The following is a 20170-nucleotide window of genomic DNA, read 5'->3' as shown; positions in this document are numbered from 1 at the left end:
AAAAAGAAGGACGAAAGGGTAACAGAGAAAGCGCCTCTAAGCCCTTTTTAACAAAAAATGCAAAGCTAAAATCCCAAAAAAGCAACAGATAATAACGACGATACGGTATGCTAATGACAAAAATGACGAAAGTGCCTATTGTATGAGTGCTTTCTTTTTTTATTTTTTTGTAGTAAAATTAGTACTAGGTACTAATAACTTGTAATAGTATATAGGAGGAATAAGAATGACTTTTTCATTAAAGGGCAAAACCTATGTTGTCATGGGTGTTGCAAATAAAAGAAGTATTGCATGGGGAATTGCGACTTCCTTGCATAAAGCTGGTGCTCGGTTAATTTTCACTTATGCAGGGGAAAGATTAGAAAAAAGCGTTCGTGACCTTGTTGCTACTTTAGATTCATCAGATAGTATTGTGTTACCATGTGATGTTACTAATGATCAAGAAATTGCCACTTGCTTTGAAGCAATAAAAAAAGAAGTTGGGGTAATTCATGGGATTGCTCATTGCATCGCTTTTGCTCATAAAGAAGAATTACAAGGCGACTATATGAATACAACAAGAGACGGTTTTTTACTTGCGCACAATATTAGTTCCTATTCATTAACCGCGGTTGCTAAAGAAGCAAAAGGCTTAATGACAGAAGGCGGAAGTATTGTTACATTAACTTATTTAGGCGGAGAGCGTGCAATTAGAAATTATAATGTAATGGGTGTTGCAAAAGCTTCCTTGGATGCAAGCGTTCGTTATTTAGCTGCTGATTTAGGAAAAGAAGGTATTCGTGTGAACTCTATTTCCGCAGGGCCAATTCGCACATTATCTGCAAAAGGAATTAGTGATTTCAATTCCATTTTAAAAGAAATCGAGGAGCGTTCTCCACTTAGAAGAACAACAACTCCAGAAGAAGTAGGAGATACAGCATTGTTCTTGTTTAGTGATCTAGCAAGAGGAATAACTGGAGAGAATATTCATGTAGATTCAGGTTTCCACATTGTTGGTTAATTCAATTAAAGACAACTCATCAGCTGATGGGTTGTCTTATTTTTTGACCAAACCACTTCGTCTTTCCACATACACTTCTTTTCATTTTTTGATAATTAAAGTTACGTATTAGGCAAATCATGCATACATTAGGATGAATCCTATAAAAAATATGGTTAATGTTTTAGGAGGTGAAAATTGTGTACAGTGAGAATAGTAAGCCTTATCTTTCTCAGTCTGGTACCAAAAAGATGGAAGGCAATATGCAAGTAAGCTATTCTGCAAAAATTGCTAAACAGAAGCAATACAAAGAACTGATGGAGAAAAAGCAAAAAGAAGAAATGCTCCAAGAGATCAAAGAAACAAAAGAGCTCTCAAAAGAAGGAGCGGAAAAGCAAGCCTCCACAATGAATACCCAGGAACAAATGCAAAATTATCAGGAGCAGCAAGTGGAAAAATCTCCAAGAAAACCTGCCTTTAAACGGTTAAAAAGCTTTAAAGAGATGGAGATAGTCGAGAAATTAGAGTACTTACTTAATTTTCCTAAGCAGTTGCCACCAGTCCCGTGTATTGTTATAACGGCTAATGAGAATATTCGTGGATTTATAGTTGGTTTAACAGACGGAAATGTTGATATAAAACTAATGGATCAGTCGATCGTCACCTTAAAAATAGCTGTGATTCAAGAAGTAAGAATGATTGGTATTTAATTAATTCATCGCATTAATGGAGTTATTTCAAATTAGATGGTGTATAAATATATTACATACAGTAATCTACGAAATTGGTTACTGCTAATGATATATTTATAACCGTTCATTGATTTGGAATAACTCCTTTTTCTTTTGGTAATTTATCAACATTCGGAGTTTAATGTTAATATTAAATTAAACGAATATAAAAGTATTGAATTAGGTAAACTTTGGTAGATTGAGAACTGCGGAAAAAAGGATGAATTAAATTCTTTAACTAGATATATTGAAGGAAAAAATAATAGCAAAAAGGGAGACATTTTATGACTACTTCAAAAAAAATTTTAAGAACATGCGATAAGGGACACAAATACTTTAAAAGCAGCGATTGTCCAACCTGCCCGATTTGTGAGACAGAACGCAAACCTAATAATGGATTTCTTTCATTGCTATCGGCACCAGCAAGACGTGCATTGGAAAACAATGGGATAACATCGCTGAAGGAGCTATCAAAATATAGCGAGAAAGATATTTTGCAATTTCACGGAATGGGACCAGCTTCTTTACCAAAACTTAGGTCTGTATTAAAAGAAAACGGGTTATCATTCAAAGACTAAACACAAGGATTACTAATCAAACAAGGCGTTTTTGACAAATTCAGTATTTTTTCCTCCCTATGATAGATGCCTTCTCTTGAAAAAGATTAGCTTTATAATCACCGCTTATCATACTGAGAGGGGAATGAAATGCGTTTTTGCTTTGAGATAATATGTAATTTTGAATTCTTTTTAAAAAAAATTTCACCACATAATCGAAACTGCTTATTATGCGGCCCCCCTTTTATTGTCCAATATTCAACAAATTTGTGAATCGCGATGAATAGGTTTGTCTGGTAACATGGTAACTCTTTTCCGTGCATAAAATGTAATGGAAAAAAGAAAGGAGTAAACATAAAAATGGAGGAGCCAGATAGACGTCCTCCGAGGGTAAAGCATATAAATTTTATCGTTATTAGTCACAAACATTTAAGTCAACGTCAGCGATACATTGAACTGCGCAGAAGCATTTTAAGTCAACTGTAATGCAACTTGAAGTGCGAACAAAACCTTCTAATTCACAAATTTTGCTTAAATCGATTCCTTTGTGTCCAACGATATCAAGTGTTTCTCCGTCTTTACCGATTGGAGCAAGTACTCTTAATACTGCACAGCAGTTATCAAAAACATCCTCTACTCGGAAAAAGATAGAAACGCAGTTGCAGTCTGAACCTGTATAAAATGCATGGAATGGAGAGCCATCAGCAGAACTTAAAACGAATACACGAGTATCAGCTTTTTTACGCTTTGTTGGAGATACAAGTGATCCTAGTGGCTCTGAGAAACAGTTAGTTTCGCATTCGCAAGTGTCTTCAGCGTTATCTTGGATATCTTTAATGGCACGAACCACTTCGCAAACACAGCTGGATGTACCGTAAATATCTTCTTTTTTTCCACAACCCATAATTGTTTTCCTCCTTGTTTGTTTCTTTCTTTATGTTTCTTACATTACTAACATATTGCCGAAGAGCCTTATGGGTTACGGACAAACGCCTTTTTTCTCAAAATTTGGGCATCTGACTATCCGTTTACTATTTCTTGGTCGATTGGAGGGGAGAATCTAGATGGATATCCAATGGATGGAGTTTTTTTTATTAATTTTGGCAAGCTTTCGTCTAACGAGATTAATTGTTTTTGATCGAATGACAGAATCTTTCCGTAAGTTGTTTTTAGATGAAGTAGAGGAACAGAATAATGATGGGCAAACAGAAGTTTATATAGTTCCTAAATCTGGAAAAATCCGTGGTTTCTTTGGAGAGTTAATTAGCTGCTATTGGTGTACTGGTGTGTGGGTCGCAATCTTCCTTACCCTTTTATATTATATCTTTCCAAGCATTTGTGGACCTTTTGTGCTTGTCTTTGCGATAGCAGGAGGAGCTTCCTTAATTGAAGCTATCTTACAAAGAGTGTTTGTTGATTAACTGCATTAGGTAGGCTAGTTGTTTACACATGCATTTCATTCCGTCATACAATGTGTTAAGGCACGTTTGAGAACAGTGTTTTTATTCGTGTATAGATATTATTATTGGAGGGATTGAGTTGCTGGAGAAAAAAGTATTTAAAGTAAAAGGGACAGAAAAGCCGAAAGCAACAACTAAAACAAAAAAGAAAAAATCAGGATGTAATTGCGGAAAAAAATCTGCAAAATAAGGAGAATACCCGACTTTGAGCGGGTATTTTTTATTTTAAAAAAGAGTTTGTAAAAATTGGATTTTAATTGTTAGAGAAACCTCTAATAATTAAAGCTTAAAAAGAAGAAAATATAAACATCAATTCATCATTTACATAGGAAGGGAAGAATATGACGAATAAAAAGCACGCTTTTTTGATATTGATTTTTAGCTTATGTGTTTTCTTAACTGGTTGTGAGAAAGAAACGCCGAATAGCAGATGGTCTATGCTGAAAAAGGTAGATCCAGAACCAGTTGTTATCTATACAGAATCCGACGAAGTAGGTCAAAAAGAATTGGTCCAAGGGATAAAGGAAGAAACAAATACCATTTCGTCCATTTATGATGTAGCAGTAGTTAAAGGCAAGAAGGATACGTTAGTAGCCTATAAAGTGAAACAGATGGCTCGTTTTAAAATGAAAAGTATTGAAAAAGAATTAACGGAAAAGCTGAAATCTAAATATCCAGAGGAGAAATTTACGGTTTCTAGTGACTTTAAAATTTTCTTAGAGACAATGCGCTTAAGGGATAAAATCCAAGATTCGGAATTTAGTGAAGAAAAAGCAGACAAGCGTTTGAAAGAAATTATTAAATTAAATAATGAGTTAACGTAAGGAGGGGATAAAATGGCAGACAGTAAGAAAAAAAACAAAACACCAGAGCAACAGCAATATGAAAAATTTGAACAACAATATGAAACAAAACGGCCGGTTTTAAAAAATTGCATAAAAGCATTTTTTGTCGGCGGATTAATATGTATGATTGGCCAGATTATTTCTTATTTCTACATTTACTTTTTCCATTTTACAGAACAAACATCAAGCAACCCTACAACAGCTACAGTCATATTTCTTTCGATGTTATTAACTGGTTTTGGTATTTATGATCGTTTGGGCCAGTTTGCAGGAGCAGGAAGTGCTGTACCTGTATCAGGATTTGGTAATAGCATCATTTCAGCAGCGATTGAACATCGTACAGAAGGATTTGTACTTGGAGTTGGGGGAAATATTTTTAAGCTCGCTGGTTCCGTTATTTTATTCGGTGTATTTTCAGCCTTTGTGGTCGCGCTTATTAAAACAATATTCATTCTAATGACGGGGGGATTCTAATGCTTCAAGGTAAACAGTCCTGGGTATTTCAAAATCATCCAGTAATAAAAGCTACCGGCGTATCAGGAGGTCCCTTTGAAGCAAATGGAAGGTTAGCTAATGATTTTGATATTTTACATGATGATTTATGGATGGGGAAAACCTCTTATGAACAGGCTCATCGGATCTTACTAGAGGAAGCTGCACAGACAGCTTTAAAAAAAGGGGAAGTAAAGCCAAAAGATATCCAGTTTTTTTTAGCTGGTGATTTAATTAATCAAATTACCCCTTCAAGCTTTGCGGCAAGAGACTTGAAAATCCCTTATTTCGGTTTATTTGGTGCCTGCTCTACATCTATGGAAGGTCTTGCTCTTGCTTCCTTCATGGTGAATTATCAGGGTGCTACGAATGTATTAACAGGTGCCTCTAGTCATAATGCAGCGGTTGAAAAGCAGTTTCGTTATCCAACTGAATATGGTGGGCAAAAACCACCGACAGCACAATGGACTGTAACTGGTGCAGGTGTGGCGTTAGTGACAAGTAGACAATCAGTTGGGCAATTACCTTACACAACCTCTGCCACAATTGGCAAAGTGGTTGATATGGGATTAGCAGATCCATTTAATATGGGGGGAGCAATGGCTCCAGCAGCTGTAGATACAATACTTGCACACTTTCAAGATTTAAAAATTGATCCCTCTCACTATGATTTAATTGTCACAGGTGATTTAGGAAGAATCGGGAGAGAAACCGCGATAGCTTTATTAAAAGAAAAAGGATTGAGTATAGATGAAAATAAATTTAAAGACTGTGGGTTATTGGTTTATACAAAAGATCAGCCGGTCCAATCTGGAGGAAGTGGAGCGGGATGTTCAGCAACTGTGTTCTATGGACATTTATTAAATGAAATGAAAAAAGGCACCTACAAAAGGATTCTTCTAGTCGCAACAGGTGCGCTTCTTTCCCCATTAACCGTGCAACAAAATGAAACGATACCTTGTATCGCTCACGCTGTATCGATTGAAATTTAATAAATCAGTAGGATAATTTCTTTCCTACTGATTGTCGCATGGAAGAAATATAGGAAAAAGGAGGAATAGGGATGCTCCCAATGTTTTTTTGGGCCTTTGTTATAGGAGGTATAATTTGTGTTATTGGACAGCTTATGTTTGATGTTGCTAAGCTAACTCCTGCACATACGTTAACAACATTAGTCGTAGTAGGTGCGGTACTGGATGGATTTGGATTATATGAGCCATTTGCCGATTTTGCAGGTGCAGGTGCTACCATTCCGATAACGAGTTTTGGAAATGCATTAGTACATGGAGCAATGCAAGAAGCTGAAAAGCATGGCATTGTTGGTGTATTAACAGGGATGTTTGAAGTAACGAGTTCAGGGATATCTGCGGCTATTATATTCGGTTTTATCGGTGCTCTAATTTTTAAACCAAAAGGGTAAGAATATGTGAAAATTCTTTACTTTTTGATTAATGGTAGGAAATTTATGATAGTTCCTTATGCATGGAAAGTAAAGGAAGGGACACTCATGACAATCGTACATTCTATTCGTTATTAGTAGCTTGCCTATACATAAACTTCAATTCTCCATATTCTGATAATGAGTACAAGGAGAAGCGAGGTGAAGTAGGAATGTGTTATGGCGGATATGGCTATGGTGGCGGCTATAGCGGAGGAGGAATCTCTTCTTTTGCTTTAATCGTTGTTTTATTTATCTTGTTAGTAATCGTAGGAGCTAGCTTCTACAACTAATCATGGGAAGAGGAGCTCTCTTTTAAAGAGAGCTCCTTTTATATTTTTGGATTTTAGTATGGATTTTTAATAGCAATAATCTGCTACGCTTCTTAATCATTTTTGCCTTTTCTCTTCACCGGGTTTTCACCTTTTTTCTATTGCTTCATACAATGTAAAGTAGCTCACCTAAGGAGGAAACACGTGTATGAACAATAATTTCTTTAAAAACATAGAATCAAAAACTGGCGTAAATATGAAAGATATTTTGGAACTAGCAAATTCCTTACAAAACGCAAATTTTAAAGATGAAAAAACAGTGAGAAGTGTTATTCGAAGAGTATCACAAATTGCTGGTAAATCTGTACCAAAGCAAACAGAGGATAAAATAGTTGAATCTATTGTAAAAGACGGCAAGCAGCTGGATTTTAATACGCTATCTAAAATGATTAACAAAAAGTAAGAGGAAAACGGGTAACTGATCAAAATCTCTGAAAAGTTACCCTATTTTTTGTTTGTCCAATGAACAATAGTGTTTTACGATGGCTTTTAAAATTAATCTAATTGAACAAAAGGAGACATCGACAAGGGCAATAAAAAACGTGATTCCTTAGCTTTTTTTCCTCTTAGATACATAGGAATGGACAGAAATAGTTCTTTTTGTGCCCTTGTCATCGCAACATAAAGAAGCCGACGCTCTTCTTCAAGGGGGAAAATATTATTATTTCGGGATGACTCTAATGCAAAGTCATGAGGGATAGACCCATCAACCGCACCGAGTATATATACGGTTTTATACTCTAATCCTTTTGCACGATGAATAGTACTTAAGGTAATTACGTTGGATTCATTTTTATATTGCTTGCGTAATTCTTCATTCATCGCCATCATATGATCCGTATATTGCACAAATTCTTTAATGGAATTAAATTTTCGTGCAACGACCTTTAAATCGCGAATATCGTCAGACCCTTTATCCCATTGATTCCCTTCATTTCCTCGTTTTTTAATAAATTCCTGAAAGCCTAATTCTTTTTCTATATAATTAATGGCATCAAGCGGAGAACGATTTATTAATCCCTTTAATGTATTTGGAATTTTTTTTAGCTTGCTTTCTTGAAAGGCAAACCCTGTTTTAATAAAATGGAGGCAATCTAAAAAGCTGCAATCTTCTAAAATACTCGTTGCTTTAATATCCTGCAAAACGGATTTTTTCAAAAAGAGAGTAGGCAGGATATCACCAACAGCTTGTTGGTTATCTGGATCATCAATGAGTTTTAAATAGGACAACATGCTTTTTACGATAAACCTTTGGTAGAAGGAACCAGTATCCTGTTCCAATCTAAATGGTAAACTAGAGGATGCTAATCGCTCAAACATGGCACGACTATTCGTGTTTGTACGAAAGAGAATTGCAAAATCCTTTGGCTCATAACCTAATTTTATCTTTTCCTGAATATCTGTCAAAATCATCGTCGCTTCTTCTTCTTCGTCATAAGGATAGAACCCAATTGGGGGCTTTCCTGAATATCCTGTAATCATTTTTTTAGCACGTCTCTTTGTATTTTTGCTAATGGTTGATTTTGCTGCAGACACAATTTCTTGTGAAGAGCGGTAATTATAATCAAGAATAATTGTCTGTGAATTTGGATAATCTTTTTCAAAATCTAACAGGTATTTTGGATCACTGCCTCGAAAAGAATAGATAGATTGATCATCATCACCCACTGCATAAATGGATTTAGCTGAACCTGCCATTAGCTTTATCCACTCATATTGCACTTTATTTATGTCTTGAAATTCATCTAATAAGAAATGAGTAAAGCGTTTTTGATAGGTTGCTAAAATAGCTGGGTTATCCACAAAAAAACGATAGCCGCCAAGAAGCATATCATCAAAATCATATAGATTTCGTTGTTGTTTTTTCGTCTCATAGCCGGTATATAACTGTACAACTTTTTGTTCCCAGTCATTATCAGGCTCCACATTATTGGGGGATAGCATGCTGTTTTTCCAGGCGCTTATTAATTGAAGGGCTGCATCAAATGGGAAGTCTTTCTCATCCATTTGCTCTTCCCTTGCTATTTCCTTTAATAAAAGCTCTCTTTGCCAATTACTGCTTAGTAGTTTATTACGTTGCCATTTTTCTCGTTCATGAAAAATCAATATTTGATAGAGAATACTATGGAAAGTTCCAGAAACAATCTTTTGTACTACACTTTTGTTCATCATTGGGTAGTGTAATAATCGTTCCTTCATTTCGTTTGCGGCTTTATTGGTGAAAGTAACGAGCATAATTGTCGACGGATCAACTTTTTTCTCGTGAATTAGAAAAGCGGCTCGCATTGTTAATACTCGCGTCTTACCACTTCCTGCTCCTGCTAGAATAAGAATCGGTCCCTCGTCGATTGTAACAGCTTTACTTTGGGTAGCATCAACTGAATAACCGTTTTGCGCGAGCATATTTAAATAAGATTCCTTTGGATAAGTAACTGGTAGACTATTCGCTAATTCAGATGTATGAATCGTTGCTTTAATAGTCATAGGCGGTTTAAAAGTTGGGCTTTCGGTAACAATTTTTAAAATACTTCTGCTCTTTGGTAATCGAAATCCATTTGTTTTTTCATCGTCTATATCAATGGTAGCAGCTTGTTCTTCCTGAACATTGGATAAGTCTTCTGTCGCACATGGTTGTTTAGAAGAATAATGATAAAAATAGGGAGCACTCTTTATTCCTAAATAAAGCTTTACCGCCTCTCCACATACAGTGCAGGCAAGAAGCCCATTTTTGCCAGCTTCATAAACTTTCTGCAATTCTTGTCTATCAATTGTATTTAATGAAATGAATCTATCATAATTTAAAGCTGTTAACATAGGAAACCTCGAATCTATTTTTAATACATCTATCCATATCTGTTGTGAAATAATATCTATCATATCAAAAACAAAGGATTGTTTAAAGTGTAGAAAAATGGTTTAACATGTGGGAAAGAAGGGAAAAGATTCTATATATAGAAGGAAAGGACTGATTAAGATGGGATATATCTTACCAATCACTCATTTTCAAGCAGAGCAGTATGCGGTGAGAGATATTGTCAGCAAAACAAAAATCTATAAAAAAGAAGCTACATATCCTGTGGCCAAGATTGCTAATCTTCCAGCTAATCAAGAGGAGAAATCTTCTTCCAAGCCTTTTTCTCCAAAAAACAACATGCATGAATTAAAAGTAGCCAATGAGCAGCTAATTGCTCAATTAACTGGAAAGGGTACTTATTTTCATGCACAAGTATAAAGGAAATTACTTCATATCATAGCTCTGTACATATAAGGGAGAGCCTTCGCGCCATTCTGCATAAAGGATATCTTTATAAGATGGAATATTTTGGCTGTTTAATTCTTTCATTAATTGGTCCTCGGACCAGCCTATTCGAGGTAAGTTTTCTCTTATGATTTCACCATCTAAAATGACACTTATCGGAAGTGAAGTGGTTTCAATTGGTATTTTCATATCTTGCTTAGTCGGATTTGAATATGCAGATTTCTTTAATACACTTATGGTGCCGTCCGTTTCTAAAATAGCATAAGCACACTCGGCAATCGAAAATACATCTTTTGCACGGAGTAAATGTTGTAACTGGTTTATATCCAAATGGTTTTTCTTAAGTTCATGAAAATCAATTTTGCCTTTATTTATAACAATAGATGGCTTTCCTTCGAATAGCTGTCTAGTTTTTCGGAATTTTTGTGTAATAAATTCTGTAACATAGATTAAAGCTCCCCAAAGCAGGATAGAATAGGTAATTTCTTTAATTCCTGTTTCTGTATCATACATAGCATTCCCTACAAGCTCCCCTAGTACCAAAACAGAAACAAAGTCAAAGGTAGTAATCTGAGTGATTTGGGTTTTTCCTAAGATTTTTGTTAAAAGAAGCAACAAAAAATACCCGATAATAAGTTCACTAAATATATGTTTGAATTCCATGCAACCCACCCTTTCCAACATCTATTTTAGGCAAATCCATGAAAGTTAAACCTAAAGCTTTAGGTTGTAAATAAAAAGGCTGCCCAATTATGATGCTATAATCGATATCCTTTTAGAGGAAAGATTGCATCTTGGGACAACCAAATAACATTATAATTTTTTTATCATTGTTTTATGAGGAATACCGGCATCTAAAAATTCCTCGGAAATAACTTCATATCCTAGTTTGCTATAAAATGGAATAGCATGTGTTTGAGCATTAAGCTTTAAAGCAGGAGTACCGTTATTTAAGGCATATTCTTCTATTTTATTCATGACCGCTTTCCCAGCGCCACCTTTTCGATTGGTAGATAGGATACATATTCTTTCCACTTTTCCATACTCATCGAATGATCGATAGCGACCAGCACCTATTGGTTTTTTATTGTCATCATAAAGTACAAAATGTGTACTGTTCTGTTCGAATTCATCTATTTCTTCTTCGACTGGTACATGTTGTTCTTTTACAAATACTGTTTTACGTACAAAGTATGCATCTTCTAATTCTTTATCTGTTTTCACGACGATTACTTCCACTTTTTCACGATTCCTTTCCTAACCTAAAAGTTTCATAAACAGTCCATGATCCATTTTCCAATTCATAAAGCAAATGGAAGCGGTCTGATTTTTCCTCAAAATGAAAGTTTTGCATCCGTAAATTGCTGTATAAATCCAAATGCTCATCACTCGATAAATTTTGGCCAAGAGTAATATGTGGAACAAATGGATGCTCTGGACTAACTCCCAATGTACTAATTAGCTCTTGATGAAGGTGTTCTAAATCAGAATTTGGTTCAATCTTTAAATAGACCACATTGCTGACGGGTTTAAAAGAACTTACTTTTGATACTTTTATAGGAATAGAATGATAATGACTTGCAATCGTTGCAAGTTTCTTACTTACTTCTCCAATTTCTTCGTTTCCCGCTTCAAAATCACCAATTAATGTAATATGTGGCGGGATTAAAGCATACTTCGGATCATATCGTTTACGAAGGGAATTGGCCAAATCCTGCAAGTCTTTTCCAGGAAAAATAGCAATACCATATTTCATTTGATGGACCTCCATTTCATTATAAAAACATTATTTAAAGATATAGAAAATGGACTATCTATTATTACGATTTCAATGTTCTATATGTAAGATATTATAACAAAATTATTCTTTTAAGTTCAAAGATTTCAGAAAAAATCTAATGTTTAGCAAGCAACCCCTCATGTCTTTATACGAGGAGTGACTTTCACGATTGCTTAAAAAAGCTAAACGAAATTAGTTTCCAATTAGGAAGGAAACATTCTTATTAGCATTTTGGCTATATATGGTTGCCAATGCTTCCATGTATGATCTCCATCAAATTCTTCAAAAGTATAATCAGAGTTTGTTGATTTAAGATGATGCGCCATCTCTCTATTTGGTGTAAGGAAATCTTCTGTTGTTTGGATTGTTGTCTTTACGGCAGTTTCACCTGTACCTATAATATGATCAATTTCTAGTAAATGATAGGAATCGAACTTGCGAACGGCTTGTAATACCTTCTCATTTACTAATGGAGATTGCAGCAAGAGTTTGCCAAAGGTATGTGGATATTTTAATGCAGTCATTAAGGATACGGTAGCGCCTAATGAATCTCCAATCAGCCCACGTCCTAATCCCATATGATAAGTTGGAAACTGTTCATCTAGATAAGGAACAAGTTCATGTGCCAAGAAGCGGATATATGCTGTATTTTGAGGGCCATCTGGATGATATTTTTCCCGACGATCATGGACAGACGAATAAGGGACTCCAACAATGATAGTCTCCGCTATTTGATGATTTGCATGTAATTCATCAGCCACTCTTCCAATTCGACCGAATTGAAAATAATCTTTCCCATCCTGTGCGATTAGCAAATGGTATTTATAAAGAGGGGAGAAGGCAGGAGGAAGATTGATTAGTAATGTTATTTCTTCGCCTAATTCTTTGCTAAATAAAGTTTCCTCTTTTATTGTCCCTTTAGTCATCGTTATCCTTATCCTTTCTTTGTCACTGAATTTACCAATAGTGTATCAATAATAATTCTTCATGGATAGTAGGAGGTCAGGTTCACAGAAGGGGAAACTTAAGTTAATCTATATATTGTGTATATTTTGTGAATTTAACACAATATATAGATTTATTAAAAGAAATGCCATTATAATGGGTAAAGATTCCTTTATGAATGGAGTGAGTTAGATGGGCAAGAATGTCCAATTAGTAAGTGAGTTTGATGAAATAATGAAAAACAATAATCAAGACTTTATCCAAGAAAATGCAAATATTGATGGGATGTCACCGATGAGTCATATGATGCAATTTGCTGCTACTGCTTCCAAGTATTATACAATGGAGCATTTGTTAAAGAAAGAGGTGAGAGAGGCACATCAAGAAGGATATATTCATATTCATGATCTTGATTTTTTTTCTTCTGGTACGACAACTTGCTGTCAAATCCCATTAGCTAAACTCTTAAAAAATGGGTTTAATACTGGTCATGGATTTATGAGAGAGCCAAAATCTATTATGAGTGCAATGGCGCTTACATCCATCATTTTACAAGCTAACCAAAATCAGCAACACGGGGGACAATCTATCCCAATGTTAGACTATGATCTAGCACCATATGTATATAAAACATACTGCCAAAATAAGCTTCGTTTAAGTGACTTAATAGATGACAGTGAAGAGTTGGAACGTAGTGCTTGGAAATGGACAGAAAGAGAAACTTACCAAGCTTGTGAGGCATTTATACATAATTGTAACTCGATGCATGTGTGACCCGTTTACTAGTGAAAAGCTGGTACAACAATTTTTTTATTGTTAGAACTGATATTCTGAGAAGTAGAATGATAGGGTAACGCCTTGAAATGCTTCCTCTGATACTCCGACGTGCCTGATAATGGGTTAACATTTGATGGTACGAAGCTCGGTGAAGTCGGCAGAGAGCAACCGAAAATCTTTTTGATTCGAAACCTATTCAGAGGTGAATAGCGTAGCACATATGCCGGGAGTCCATAAAATACCTATGGTTAGAATGTGGTTGGCAAACCACCGACGAACCATTGACCTAAAGAGTCTATAGTGTGATATGTAGAAATGCATATGCCTACATTGTTAGGTGCTTGAGGGGTTTAGTAAAATGGTGCATTATGAAACACCCTTCATCATTAAAGGTGATGACGTTCAAGCAGGCTCATAGATGGAACCTAAGGGTATATGAAAGGATAAGAATATCGGAACGGGGAAAGCTCGGAACGCAGAGGATTAACCACCAATGAGGCGTAAATACGGTTCAAAAGCAATTTGTTATAAGGTATTAAATCCGAGTGAGAGCGGAGGCACAGTACCTTTGAAGCCATGGAAACATGGTGGAGGGATAGCCTCTAGTCGAAATAGTAAAATCATGGTTCTTTTGTAATAATCATAAGGTTCGAGTATGACTAAGAGAGGTGGTAACACCGACTTATGACTATGGCTAAAAAGAAGAAAAGTCTACGGTACAATGAATATTACAATATTCAGGAAGTCTATGACCAGCTATATCTCGAATCTAATGAAGGCAATGTGTTCAAAAACCTCTATGAAATTATTATTAGCGAGGAAAATATCAAACTAGCATACAGAAACATTAAGAAAAATAGAGGGAGTAAAACTAGTGGTACGAACAGACGAACTATCTTAGATATTGGTGTGGAAAATGTTAACGACGTCATCTCTTACGTTAGAAGAAGGCTTAACAACTATCAACCACAAACAGTAAAAAGGAAATTGATTCCTAAACCAAATGGGGATTTACGTCCTTTAGGAATTCCGACAATTGAAGACAGGCTTATCCAACAATGTATAAAACAAGTCTTGGAACCTATCTGTGAAGCTAAATTCTTTAATGAAAGCTATGGTTTCAGACCAAATAGGAGTACTCAACACGCAATTGCAAAATTTTACAGCTATGTTCACTCCTCCAAATGTTTATACTCTGTAGATGTCGATATTAAAGGATTTTTCGATAATGTTAATCACGGAAAACTTCTAAAACAAATTTGGAGCTTAGGCATTCAAGACAAAAAGTTAATCTCAATAATTAGTAAAATGTTAAAAGCAGAAATGAAAAATGAGGGAAAATCATCAAAAGGTGTACCTCAGGGAGGAATCCTCTCCCCACTTCTGTCAAACATTGTACTAAATGAGCTTGACTGGTGGATTGCTTCACAATGGATTGAATTTCCTGCAAAACAGCGCTGTGGAGGAAATGGTAAGGGGAACTTTAAAAATTTACCTTACAAAAATAATTCAAATAAATTGAATGCACTTAGAAACGGAACCAAATTAAAACAGTGCTTTTTCGTCCGATATGCAGATGACTTCCGAATCCTAACTAATAGCTATGAAAATGCCAAAAAGCTTTATATTGCAACTATCAACTGGCTTAAGGAAAGGTTAAACTTAGAAGTTAACGAAAGGAAATCAAGTATTGTAAATCTTAAGAAAAACTATACAGAGTTCCTTGGCATTAAGATTAAAGTACAAAGGAAGAAAAAACGCTACGTTATCAAATCACATATGGTTGACGAAGAGAAAATTCGAATTAAATCAGAGATACGTAAGAAAATAGACGAAATAGAAAATAGCAACACTCCAAAAGAAGTGTATAAGCTAAACTCACTTATTATTGGGGTGCACAACTACTACAGTATTGCAACCAACGTTAACAGGGACTTCAGTGACATTGAGAACGATACGTTATACAGATTAAAACAGAGATGGAAAAAATGTGTTTCACATCGAGGGCATTTTTCTGAAACATACAAAAAGCACTATGGTCAATATGCTCATCGAAAACAATACTTTATGCATAAAATTGCATTATATCCAATCTCAGGTATCAAGTTCAGGCGACCAACCTTATTTAATAGAAGAATATCCAATTATACAGATGAAGGTAGAAAGCTTGTTCATGATAAATTAATCAATATTAACCAATTCGTCCTTAAACATATTATGGAAAATCCTATAGTCTATCGAAGTATTGAATATAATGATAACCGAATTTCGCTATATTCTGCTCAACACGGTAGATGTTTTGTTACAGGATTAGAACTAACAATCAATGATATGGAATGTCATCATAAAATACCAAGACAAAAAGGTGGAACGGATGAATACAGTAACCTAGTATATCTCCTTACCAATATTCACTTGCTAGTACACACTAATAATGACAGGACACAGAAGCGTCTCATTAAGAGATATAGCCTTCAGGAGGAGGAAATGAAAAAGATTAACGAACTCCGAAAGCTAGTGGGAAATTACAACATTACCTTTTAGTAAATTTTTGATTTTACTATTTCGATGGCACGCCGTATGAGCTGAAAGGTTCACGTACGGTGTAGAGTGGGGGAAAACATGGTGATAACTTCAAAATGTTACCTATCACTATTCAAGAGGTGGGGGGCAGACTCCATTTGTTTCAGTAAATTTAGGGACAGATCTATCGAGGGAAGGAAGAATGTTAACAAAGAACTTGCTACTCGCAACACAAGCAGGTCTTGGTGCTGGCGAAACGGCAATTTTTCCTATCATCGTATTTAAAGTGAAGGATGGAATAAATTATCAAAAAGAAGATCCAAACTATGATTTATTTCGTTTAGCAATTGAGACAACAAGTAAAAGATTATTTCCTAACTTTGTTTTTATCGATGCGCCATTTAATTTAGCGTATTATGACGGTACTCCTCATTCAGAAGTTGCAACAATGGGATGCCGAACAAGAGTAATGGGAAATATCCATGGAAGGGAACAAACAATTGGAAGAGGGAATTTATCTTTCACAAGTATTAATCTCCCTTTGCTTGGCTTAGAGTCCAATACAATAGAATCGTTTTTTTATAAATTGAATGAAACGATAGACTTGGTTATTGAACAACTGCTAGAAAGATATCATTACCAAGGAAAGAAAAAAGTAGCAAATTTTAAATTTTTATATGGACAAGGAGTTTGGCAAGGTGGAGAAGAGCTACAGATGGATGCTCAACTAGATGAACTTTTAAAGCAAGGAACATTATCGATTGGGTTTGTTGGTTTAGCAGAGTGTTTAGTTTCTTTGCTTGGTTTTCACCATGGAGAAAGCGAAAAGGCGTATGAGCTTGGTTTGCGCATTGTTCAGTTTATGCGCCAAAAAGCGGATCAAGCAATGGAAAAATATCAGCTGAACTATTCACTGCTTGCAACACCTGCGGAATCCTTTGCGGGAAAAGCATTACGGGCAACTAGAAAGAAGTTTGGAATTATTAGAGGAGTGACGGATAGAGATTATTTTACTAATAGTTTTCATATCCCCGTCTATTATCCAATATCTATTTATGAAAAAATTAAACGGGAAGCACCATTTCATTCTTTAACGAATGCGGGTCATATAACATATGTCGAACTAGATGGTGATGCTAGTAAAAATATGGATGCGATGGAGAAAATCGTCCGGACAATGAAAGAATCAGGGATTGGCTATGGAAGTATTAATCATCCAGTGGATCGTTGCATAAGCTGTGGCTATAAAGGGATTATTGATAACGAATGTCCTAAGTGTGGAGAAAAGGAAGAGACAAAGATTGAACGGATACGAAGAATTACTGGATATCGTGTGACACGTTCTTAACTGAAAAGGTTAAGCACGAAGTTGAATTATTACATTAAGTAATGAGACAAACTTTGGAGAACTGACAATCTAAGGGATAGAATGATGGAGTAACGCCCTGAAATGTCCCCACTGATACTCCGACTGGCTAAGAATCGTACAACAAATGATTGGTCAGAAGCTCGGTGAAGTCGACTGAAGTTTACCCTAACATAAACAATATAAGTTTGATGAGGAAATATCTCCAGAGGTGGAGGTTGTAAATGATAGGTCGGGTGTCAAGTTCTATGGTGAGAATGTACAAGCTTCATAAGAAAGGTACTGACGAACTTCCGAATGAAAGGGTCTTAGTGATACCATACAGAAATGTATGGCTCCATGGTAATTGGAGATTGTGAGGATGAGTAGCACGGTAACCACGAAAATCCTTACATCGTTAAAGGCGATGTCAAGCAATCAGGCTCAAAGGAAGCACCTAAGGAACTTAAATGATAGGATTGTTGGAACGTGGAAAGCCAAGAACGTTGAGGCAGTTGTAGGCTAGTGAAGCGTTAGATAGGAAATTCATAAGGATATAACTATCTTTAATCTTGGTGAGAGCAGAGGCATAGTACCGTTGAAGTGGAGATAATAATCCATGGAGGGATAGCCTCAAGTCGTATTTACATTTTAAATTGAAAACATTATAAACACAGCTTCGAGTATGACAAAGAAAATCCATCCAATAAAGGAGGGATGCCTGTGTTGACTTCGAAGCAGAATAAAACACTGAAAAAGAAGTTACCGAAGATAAGTCAAATACGTCACTCGGAATATTACGATATGCAAACAACATTTGATAGATTATATGAAGATAGCACAAAAGGAAAAAATTTCAACAGTTTAATTGAGTTGATAACAACACCAGAGAACATAATGTTGGCATATAGAAATATAAAGAAGAATGACGGAAGCAATACTCCAGGAATAGATGGTAGAACAATTGATGACTTATCAAAGCTAAATGAAGAAGACTACTTAAAATTAATCAATAGAAAGTTCAGTAATTACCGACCAAATACAGTAAGAAGGGTAGAAATACCAAAAAGGGATGGTAAGAAAAGACTTTTAGGAATACCAACCATTATTGACCGCATTGTACAGCAATGTATAAAGCAAGTAATAGAACCAATAGTTGAAGCTAAATTTTATTATCACTCCTATGGTTTCAGACCTGACCGTTCTGCTGAAAATGCAATAGCAAGAGTTATGCAATTAATGCAAAATTCAAACATGCACTACGTGGTAGATGTGGACATCAAAGGATTCTTTGATAATGTTTGGCATAGTAAATTAATAAAACAACTTTGGACACTAGGAGTCAGAGATAAGAAGTTGTTATCAATAATTAAAGCAATGCTAAAAGCACCTGTGGTACTTGAAAACGGAAAAGTAATATATCCGACAAAAGGAACATCACAAGGTGGAATATTATCACCTTTGTTAGCAAATGTAGTATTAAATGAACTAGATAAATGGATTGAATCACAATGGGAAAGCTTTCCTATGCGTAGTCCATACAAACCTTATATAAGGAAAAATGGTTCAGTTGATAACTCAGCAAAATATTCGAAGCTTAAAAAAGACTCAAAGTTAAAACCAATATTTATAGTAAGATATGCAGATGATTTTAAAATCTTTTGCAAAAGCTATAATGAAGCAATAAGAACCTTTGAAGGAACAAAGAAATGGCTAGAAGAAAGATTGAAACTTGACATATGTAAAGAAAAATCGAAAATAGTCAATCTTCGTAAGAAATATTCAGAGTTCCTTGGTTATAAGCTAAAAGTCCACTTAAGCCCAAAAAAGAATAAATGGGTTGTTAGATCCTATATGTGCGATAAGGCAAAGGAAAGAATCATAATACAGATAAGAGAAGCAATCGAGAAAATTGAGAACACACAAGAAAAAGAAAAACAATATCAAGCAATAAGCAGATATAATGCATTAGTAATGGGTGTTCATAATTATTATCGTATAGCGACACATATATCAGTAGATTGCCGTAATATTGAATGGAGAACAGGTCATATGCTTAAGAATAGGCTAACAAGAATAGGCTTAAGCAAAGAACCAAAAGGTAATATGAAAGATATCGGTATATACAAGTCAAGTGTTCTAAAATGGTATGGTAAATCTAGAAGATTAAGATATCTGAGAAATCACTATATTCTTCCGATAGGTTTTGTTTCAAATAAAATCCCAATGTCAAGAACTCGAAAGATTAATAGATATACAAAAGAAGGAAGAGCATTAAAACATCAAAATTTAAAGTTTGATACGGGCGTACTAAGATGGTTAATGCGAAATCCAGTAAAGGGTCAGTCTATAGAATACGCAGATAATAGAATATCATTGTATGCTGCACAATATGGAAAATGTGCAGTGACAAATGAATTGTTAGAAGCGCATGATATACATTGTCATCATAAGGTTCCGAAACAATATGGAGGCAGTGACAACTACTCGAATTTATTAATTGTCTCAGAAACAGTGCATAAACTAATTCACGCAACAAAAAAAGAGACACTTAATAAATATCTAAAGATATTGGGATTAAATGAGAAACAGCTAAGAAAACTGAACAAATTAAGATTAATAGCCAAAGTAGAAAGTATTGTAGAAGAAATTTAGCGTTGGGTAAAGAAACGAATATACAGTGAAATATATCTTCTTCGAAGTGTGT

General features: G+C 35.2%; 19 protein-coding genes and 2 pseudogenes. 15 read left to right on the top strand and 6 right to left on the bottom strand.

Annotation, left to right across the window (positions count from 1 at the left end):
* Nucleotides 1-226: 226 nt before the first annotated feature.
* The 3 genes from fabI (at nucleotide 227) to ADJ83_RS01340 (ending at nucleotide 2288) form a co-directional block, all read left to right on the top strand.
* On the top strand, nucleotides 227-1000 hold the full coding sequence (gene fabI / locus ADJ83_RS01350; protein WP_031536789.1) for an enoyl-ACP reductase FabI: 774 nt from the start codon (nucleotides 227-229) through the stop codon (nucleotides 998-1000).
* A 179-nt stretch (nucleotides 1001-1179) separates the two neighbouring features.
* Nucleotides 1180-1689, top strand: coding sequence for a CotO family spore coat protein (locus ADJ83_RS01345; RefSeq protein WP_031536790.1), 510 nt, complete (start codon nucleotides 1180-1182; stop codon nucleotides 1687-1689).
* Nucleotides 1690-1994: 305 nt separating this feature from the next.
* On the top strand, nucleotides 1995-2288 hold the full coding sequence (locus tag ADJ83_RS01340; protein WP_031536791.1) for an RNA polymerase alpha subunit C-terminal domain-containing protein: 294 nt from the start codon (nucleotides 1995-1997) through the stop codon (nucleotides 2286-2288).
* A gap of 394 nt (nucleotides 2289-2682) precedes the next feature.
* Here ADJ83_RS01340 and ADJ83_RS01330 read toward each other — a convergent pair whose 3' ends face one another.
* A complete protein-coding gene (locus ADJ83_RS01330; RefSeq protein ID WP_031536792.1) occupies nucleotides 2683-3171 on the bottom strand; it encodes a CotY/CotZ family spore coat protein in 489 nt (162 codons plus the stop codon).
* A gap of 160 nt (nucleotides 3172-3331) precedes the next feature.
* Here ADJ83_RS01330 and ADJ83_RS01325 point away from each other — a divergent pair, with 160 nt between their 5' ends.
* The 7 genes from ADJ83_RS01325 (at nucleotide 3332) to ADJ83_RS01300 (ending at nucleotide 7237) form a co-directional block, all read left to right on the top strand.
* Nucleotides 3332-3688: a DUF1360 domain-containing protein gene (locus ADJ83_RS01325; RefSeq protein ID WP_031536793.1), complete on the top strand. Its 357-nt coding sequence runs from the start codon at nucleotides 3332-3334 to the stop codon at nucleotides 3686-3688.
* 380 nt (nucleotides 3689-4068) lie between these two features.
* Nucleotides 4069-4551, top strand: coding sequence for a YhcN/YlaJ family sporulation lipoprotein (locus ADJ83_RS01320; protein WP_031536794.1), 483 nt, complete (start codon nucleotides 4069-4071; stop codon nucleotides 4549-4551).
* Between the two features lie 12 nt (nucleotides 4552-4563).
* Nucleotides 4564-5046 (top strand): stage V sporulation protein AC, encoded by a 483-nt coding sequence (gene spoVAC, locus ADJ83_RS01315; RefSeq protein WP_031536795.1) that lies wholly within the window; start codon nucleotides 4564-4566, stop codon nucleotides 5044-5046.
* Nucleotides 5046-6056, top strand: a complete 1011-nt coding sequence (gene spoVAD / locus ADJ83_RS01310) for a stage V sporulation protein AD (RefSeq protein WP_031536796.1) — start codon at nucleotides 5046-5048, stop codon at nucleotides 6054-6056. The genes spoVAC and spoVAD overlap by 1 nt, the downstream gene beginning before the upstream one ends.
* Nucleotides 6057-6127: 71 nt before the next feature.
* Nucleotides 6128-6484, top strand: coding sequence for a stage V sporulation protein AE (gene spoVAE / locus ADJ83_RS01305; RefSeq protein WP_031536797.1), 357 nt, complete (start codon nucleotides 6128-6130; stop codon nucleotides 6482-6484).
* A 191-nt stretch (nucleotides 6485-6675) separates the two neighbouring features.
* Nucleotides 6676-6795 carry a YjcZ family sporulation protein gene (locus ADJ83_RS24685; RefSeq protein WP_081836596.1) on the top strand — a complete coding sequence of 40 codons (120 nt, stop codon included), beginning with the start codon at nucleotides 6676-6678 and terminating at the stop codon, nucleotides 6793-6795.
* Between the two features lie 187 nt (nucleotides 6796-6982).
* Complete coding sequence (locus tag ADJ83_RS01300; RefSeq protein WP_031536798.1) at nucleotides 6983-7237, top strand: stage VI sporulation protein F; 255 nt, start codon at nucleotides 6983-6985, stop codon at nucleotides 7235-7237.
* Nucleotides 7238-7329: 92 nt separating this feature from the next.
* Here ADJ83_RS01300 and ADJ83_RS01295 read toward each other — a convergent pair whose 3' ends face one another.
* Nucleotides 7330-9648, bottom strand: a complete 2319-nt coding sequence (locus tag ADJ83_RS01295) for an ATP-dependent helicase (RefSeq protein ID WP_031536799.1) — start codon at nucleotides 9646-9648, stop codon at nucleotides 7330-7332.
* Between the two features lie 160 nt (nucleotides 9649-9808).
* Between ADJ83_RS01295 and ADJ83_RS01290 the strand changes: the two genes are divergently transcribed.
* Nucleotides 9809-10066: a hypothetical protein gene (locus tag ADJ83_RS01290; protein WP_031536800.1), complete on the top strand. Its 258-nt coding sequence runs from the start codon at nucleotides 9809-9811 to the stop codon at nucleotides 10064-10066.
* A gap of 6 nt (nucleotides 10067-10072) precedes the next feature.
* Here the strand turns inward: ADJ83_RS01290 and ADJ83_RS01285 are convergent, their stop codons facing one another.
* The 4 genes from ADJ83_RS01285 to ADJ83_RS01270 all read right to left on the bottom strand — a co-directional run bounded on the left by ADJ83_RS01285 (nucleotide 10073) and on the right by ADJ83_RS01270 (nucleotide 12799).
* The gene (locus tag ADJ83_RS01285; protein WP_031536801.1) at nucleotides 10073-10756 is read right to left on the bottom strand and encodes a YetF domain-containing protein; all 684 of its coding nucleotides are present in this window, start codon (nucleotides 10754-10756) and stop codon (nucleotides 10073-10075) included.
* Nucleotides 10757-10906: 150 nt separating this feature from the next.
* Nucleotides 10907-11332: a GNAT family N-acetyltransferase gene (locus ADJ83_RS01280; RefSeq protein ID WP_031536802.1), complete on the bottom strand. Its 426-nt coding sequence runs from the start codon at nucleotides 11330-11332 to the stop codon at nucleotides 10907-10909.
* A 4-nt stretch (nucleotides 11333-11336) separates the two neighbouring features.
* Nucleotides 11337-11849, bottom strand: coding sequence for a 2'-5' RNA ligase family protein (locus ADJ83_RS01275; protein ID WP_031536803.1), 513 nt, complete (start codon nucleotides 11847-11849; stop codon nucleotides 11337-11339).
* Nucleotides 11850-12076: 227 nt separating this feature from the next.
* The gene (locus ADJ83_RS01270) at nucleotides 12077-12799 is read right to left on the bottom strand and encodes an alpha/beta hydrolase (RefSeq protein WP_031536804.1); all 723 of its coding nucleotides are present in this window, start codon (nucleotides 12797-12799) and stop codon (nucleotides 12077-12079) included.
* 211 nt (nucleotides 12800-13010) lie between these two features.
* Between ADJ83_RS01270 and nrdD (ADJ83_RS01265) the strand changes: the two are divergent.
* The 4 genes and pseudogenes from nrdD (ADJ83_RS01265) to ltrA (ADJ83_RS01250) all read left to right on the top strand — a co-directional run.
* Nucleotides 13011-13586, top strand: a pseudogene (nrdD, locus tag ADJ83_RS01265) (anaerobic ribonucleoside-triphosphate reductase); the annotation flags it as partial.
* A gap of 693 nt (nucleotides 13587-14279) precedes the next feature.
* Complete coding sequence (ltrA, locus tag ADJ83_RS01260) at nucleotides 14280-16139, top strand: group II intron reverse transcriptase/maturase (protein ID WP_031536806.1); 1860 nt, start codon at nucleotides 14280-14282, stop codon at nucleotides 16137-16139.
* 88 nt (nucleotides 16140-16227) lie between these two features.
* Nucleotides 16228-17454: pseudogene (gene nrdD / locus ADJ83_RS01255) on the top strand (anaerobic ribonucleoside-triphosphate reductase); the annotation flags it as partial.
* Nucleotides 17455-18180: 726 nt separating this feature from the next.
* Nucleotides 18181-20118 carry a group II intron reverse transcriptase/maturase gene (ltrA, locus tag ADJ83_RS01250; protein ID WP_109768565.1) on the top strand — a complete coding sequence of 646 codons (1938 nt, stop codon included), beginning with the start codon at nucleotides 18181-18183 and terminating at the stop codon, nucleotides 20116-20118.
* The last annotated feature ends 52 nt before the right edge of the window (nucleotides 20119-20170 follow it).

The sequence above is a fragment of the Bacillus sp. 522_BSPC genome (genome assembly GCF_001076885.1).
Classification (GTDB): domain Bacteria; phylum Bacillota; class Bacilli; order Bacillales; family Cytobacillaceae; genus Niallia; species Niallia hominis.
This window is presented reverse-complemented; position numbering and strand designations above follow the sequence as displayed.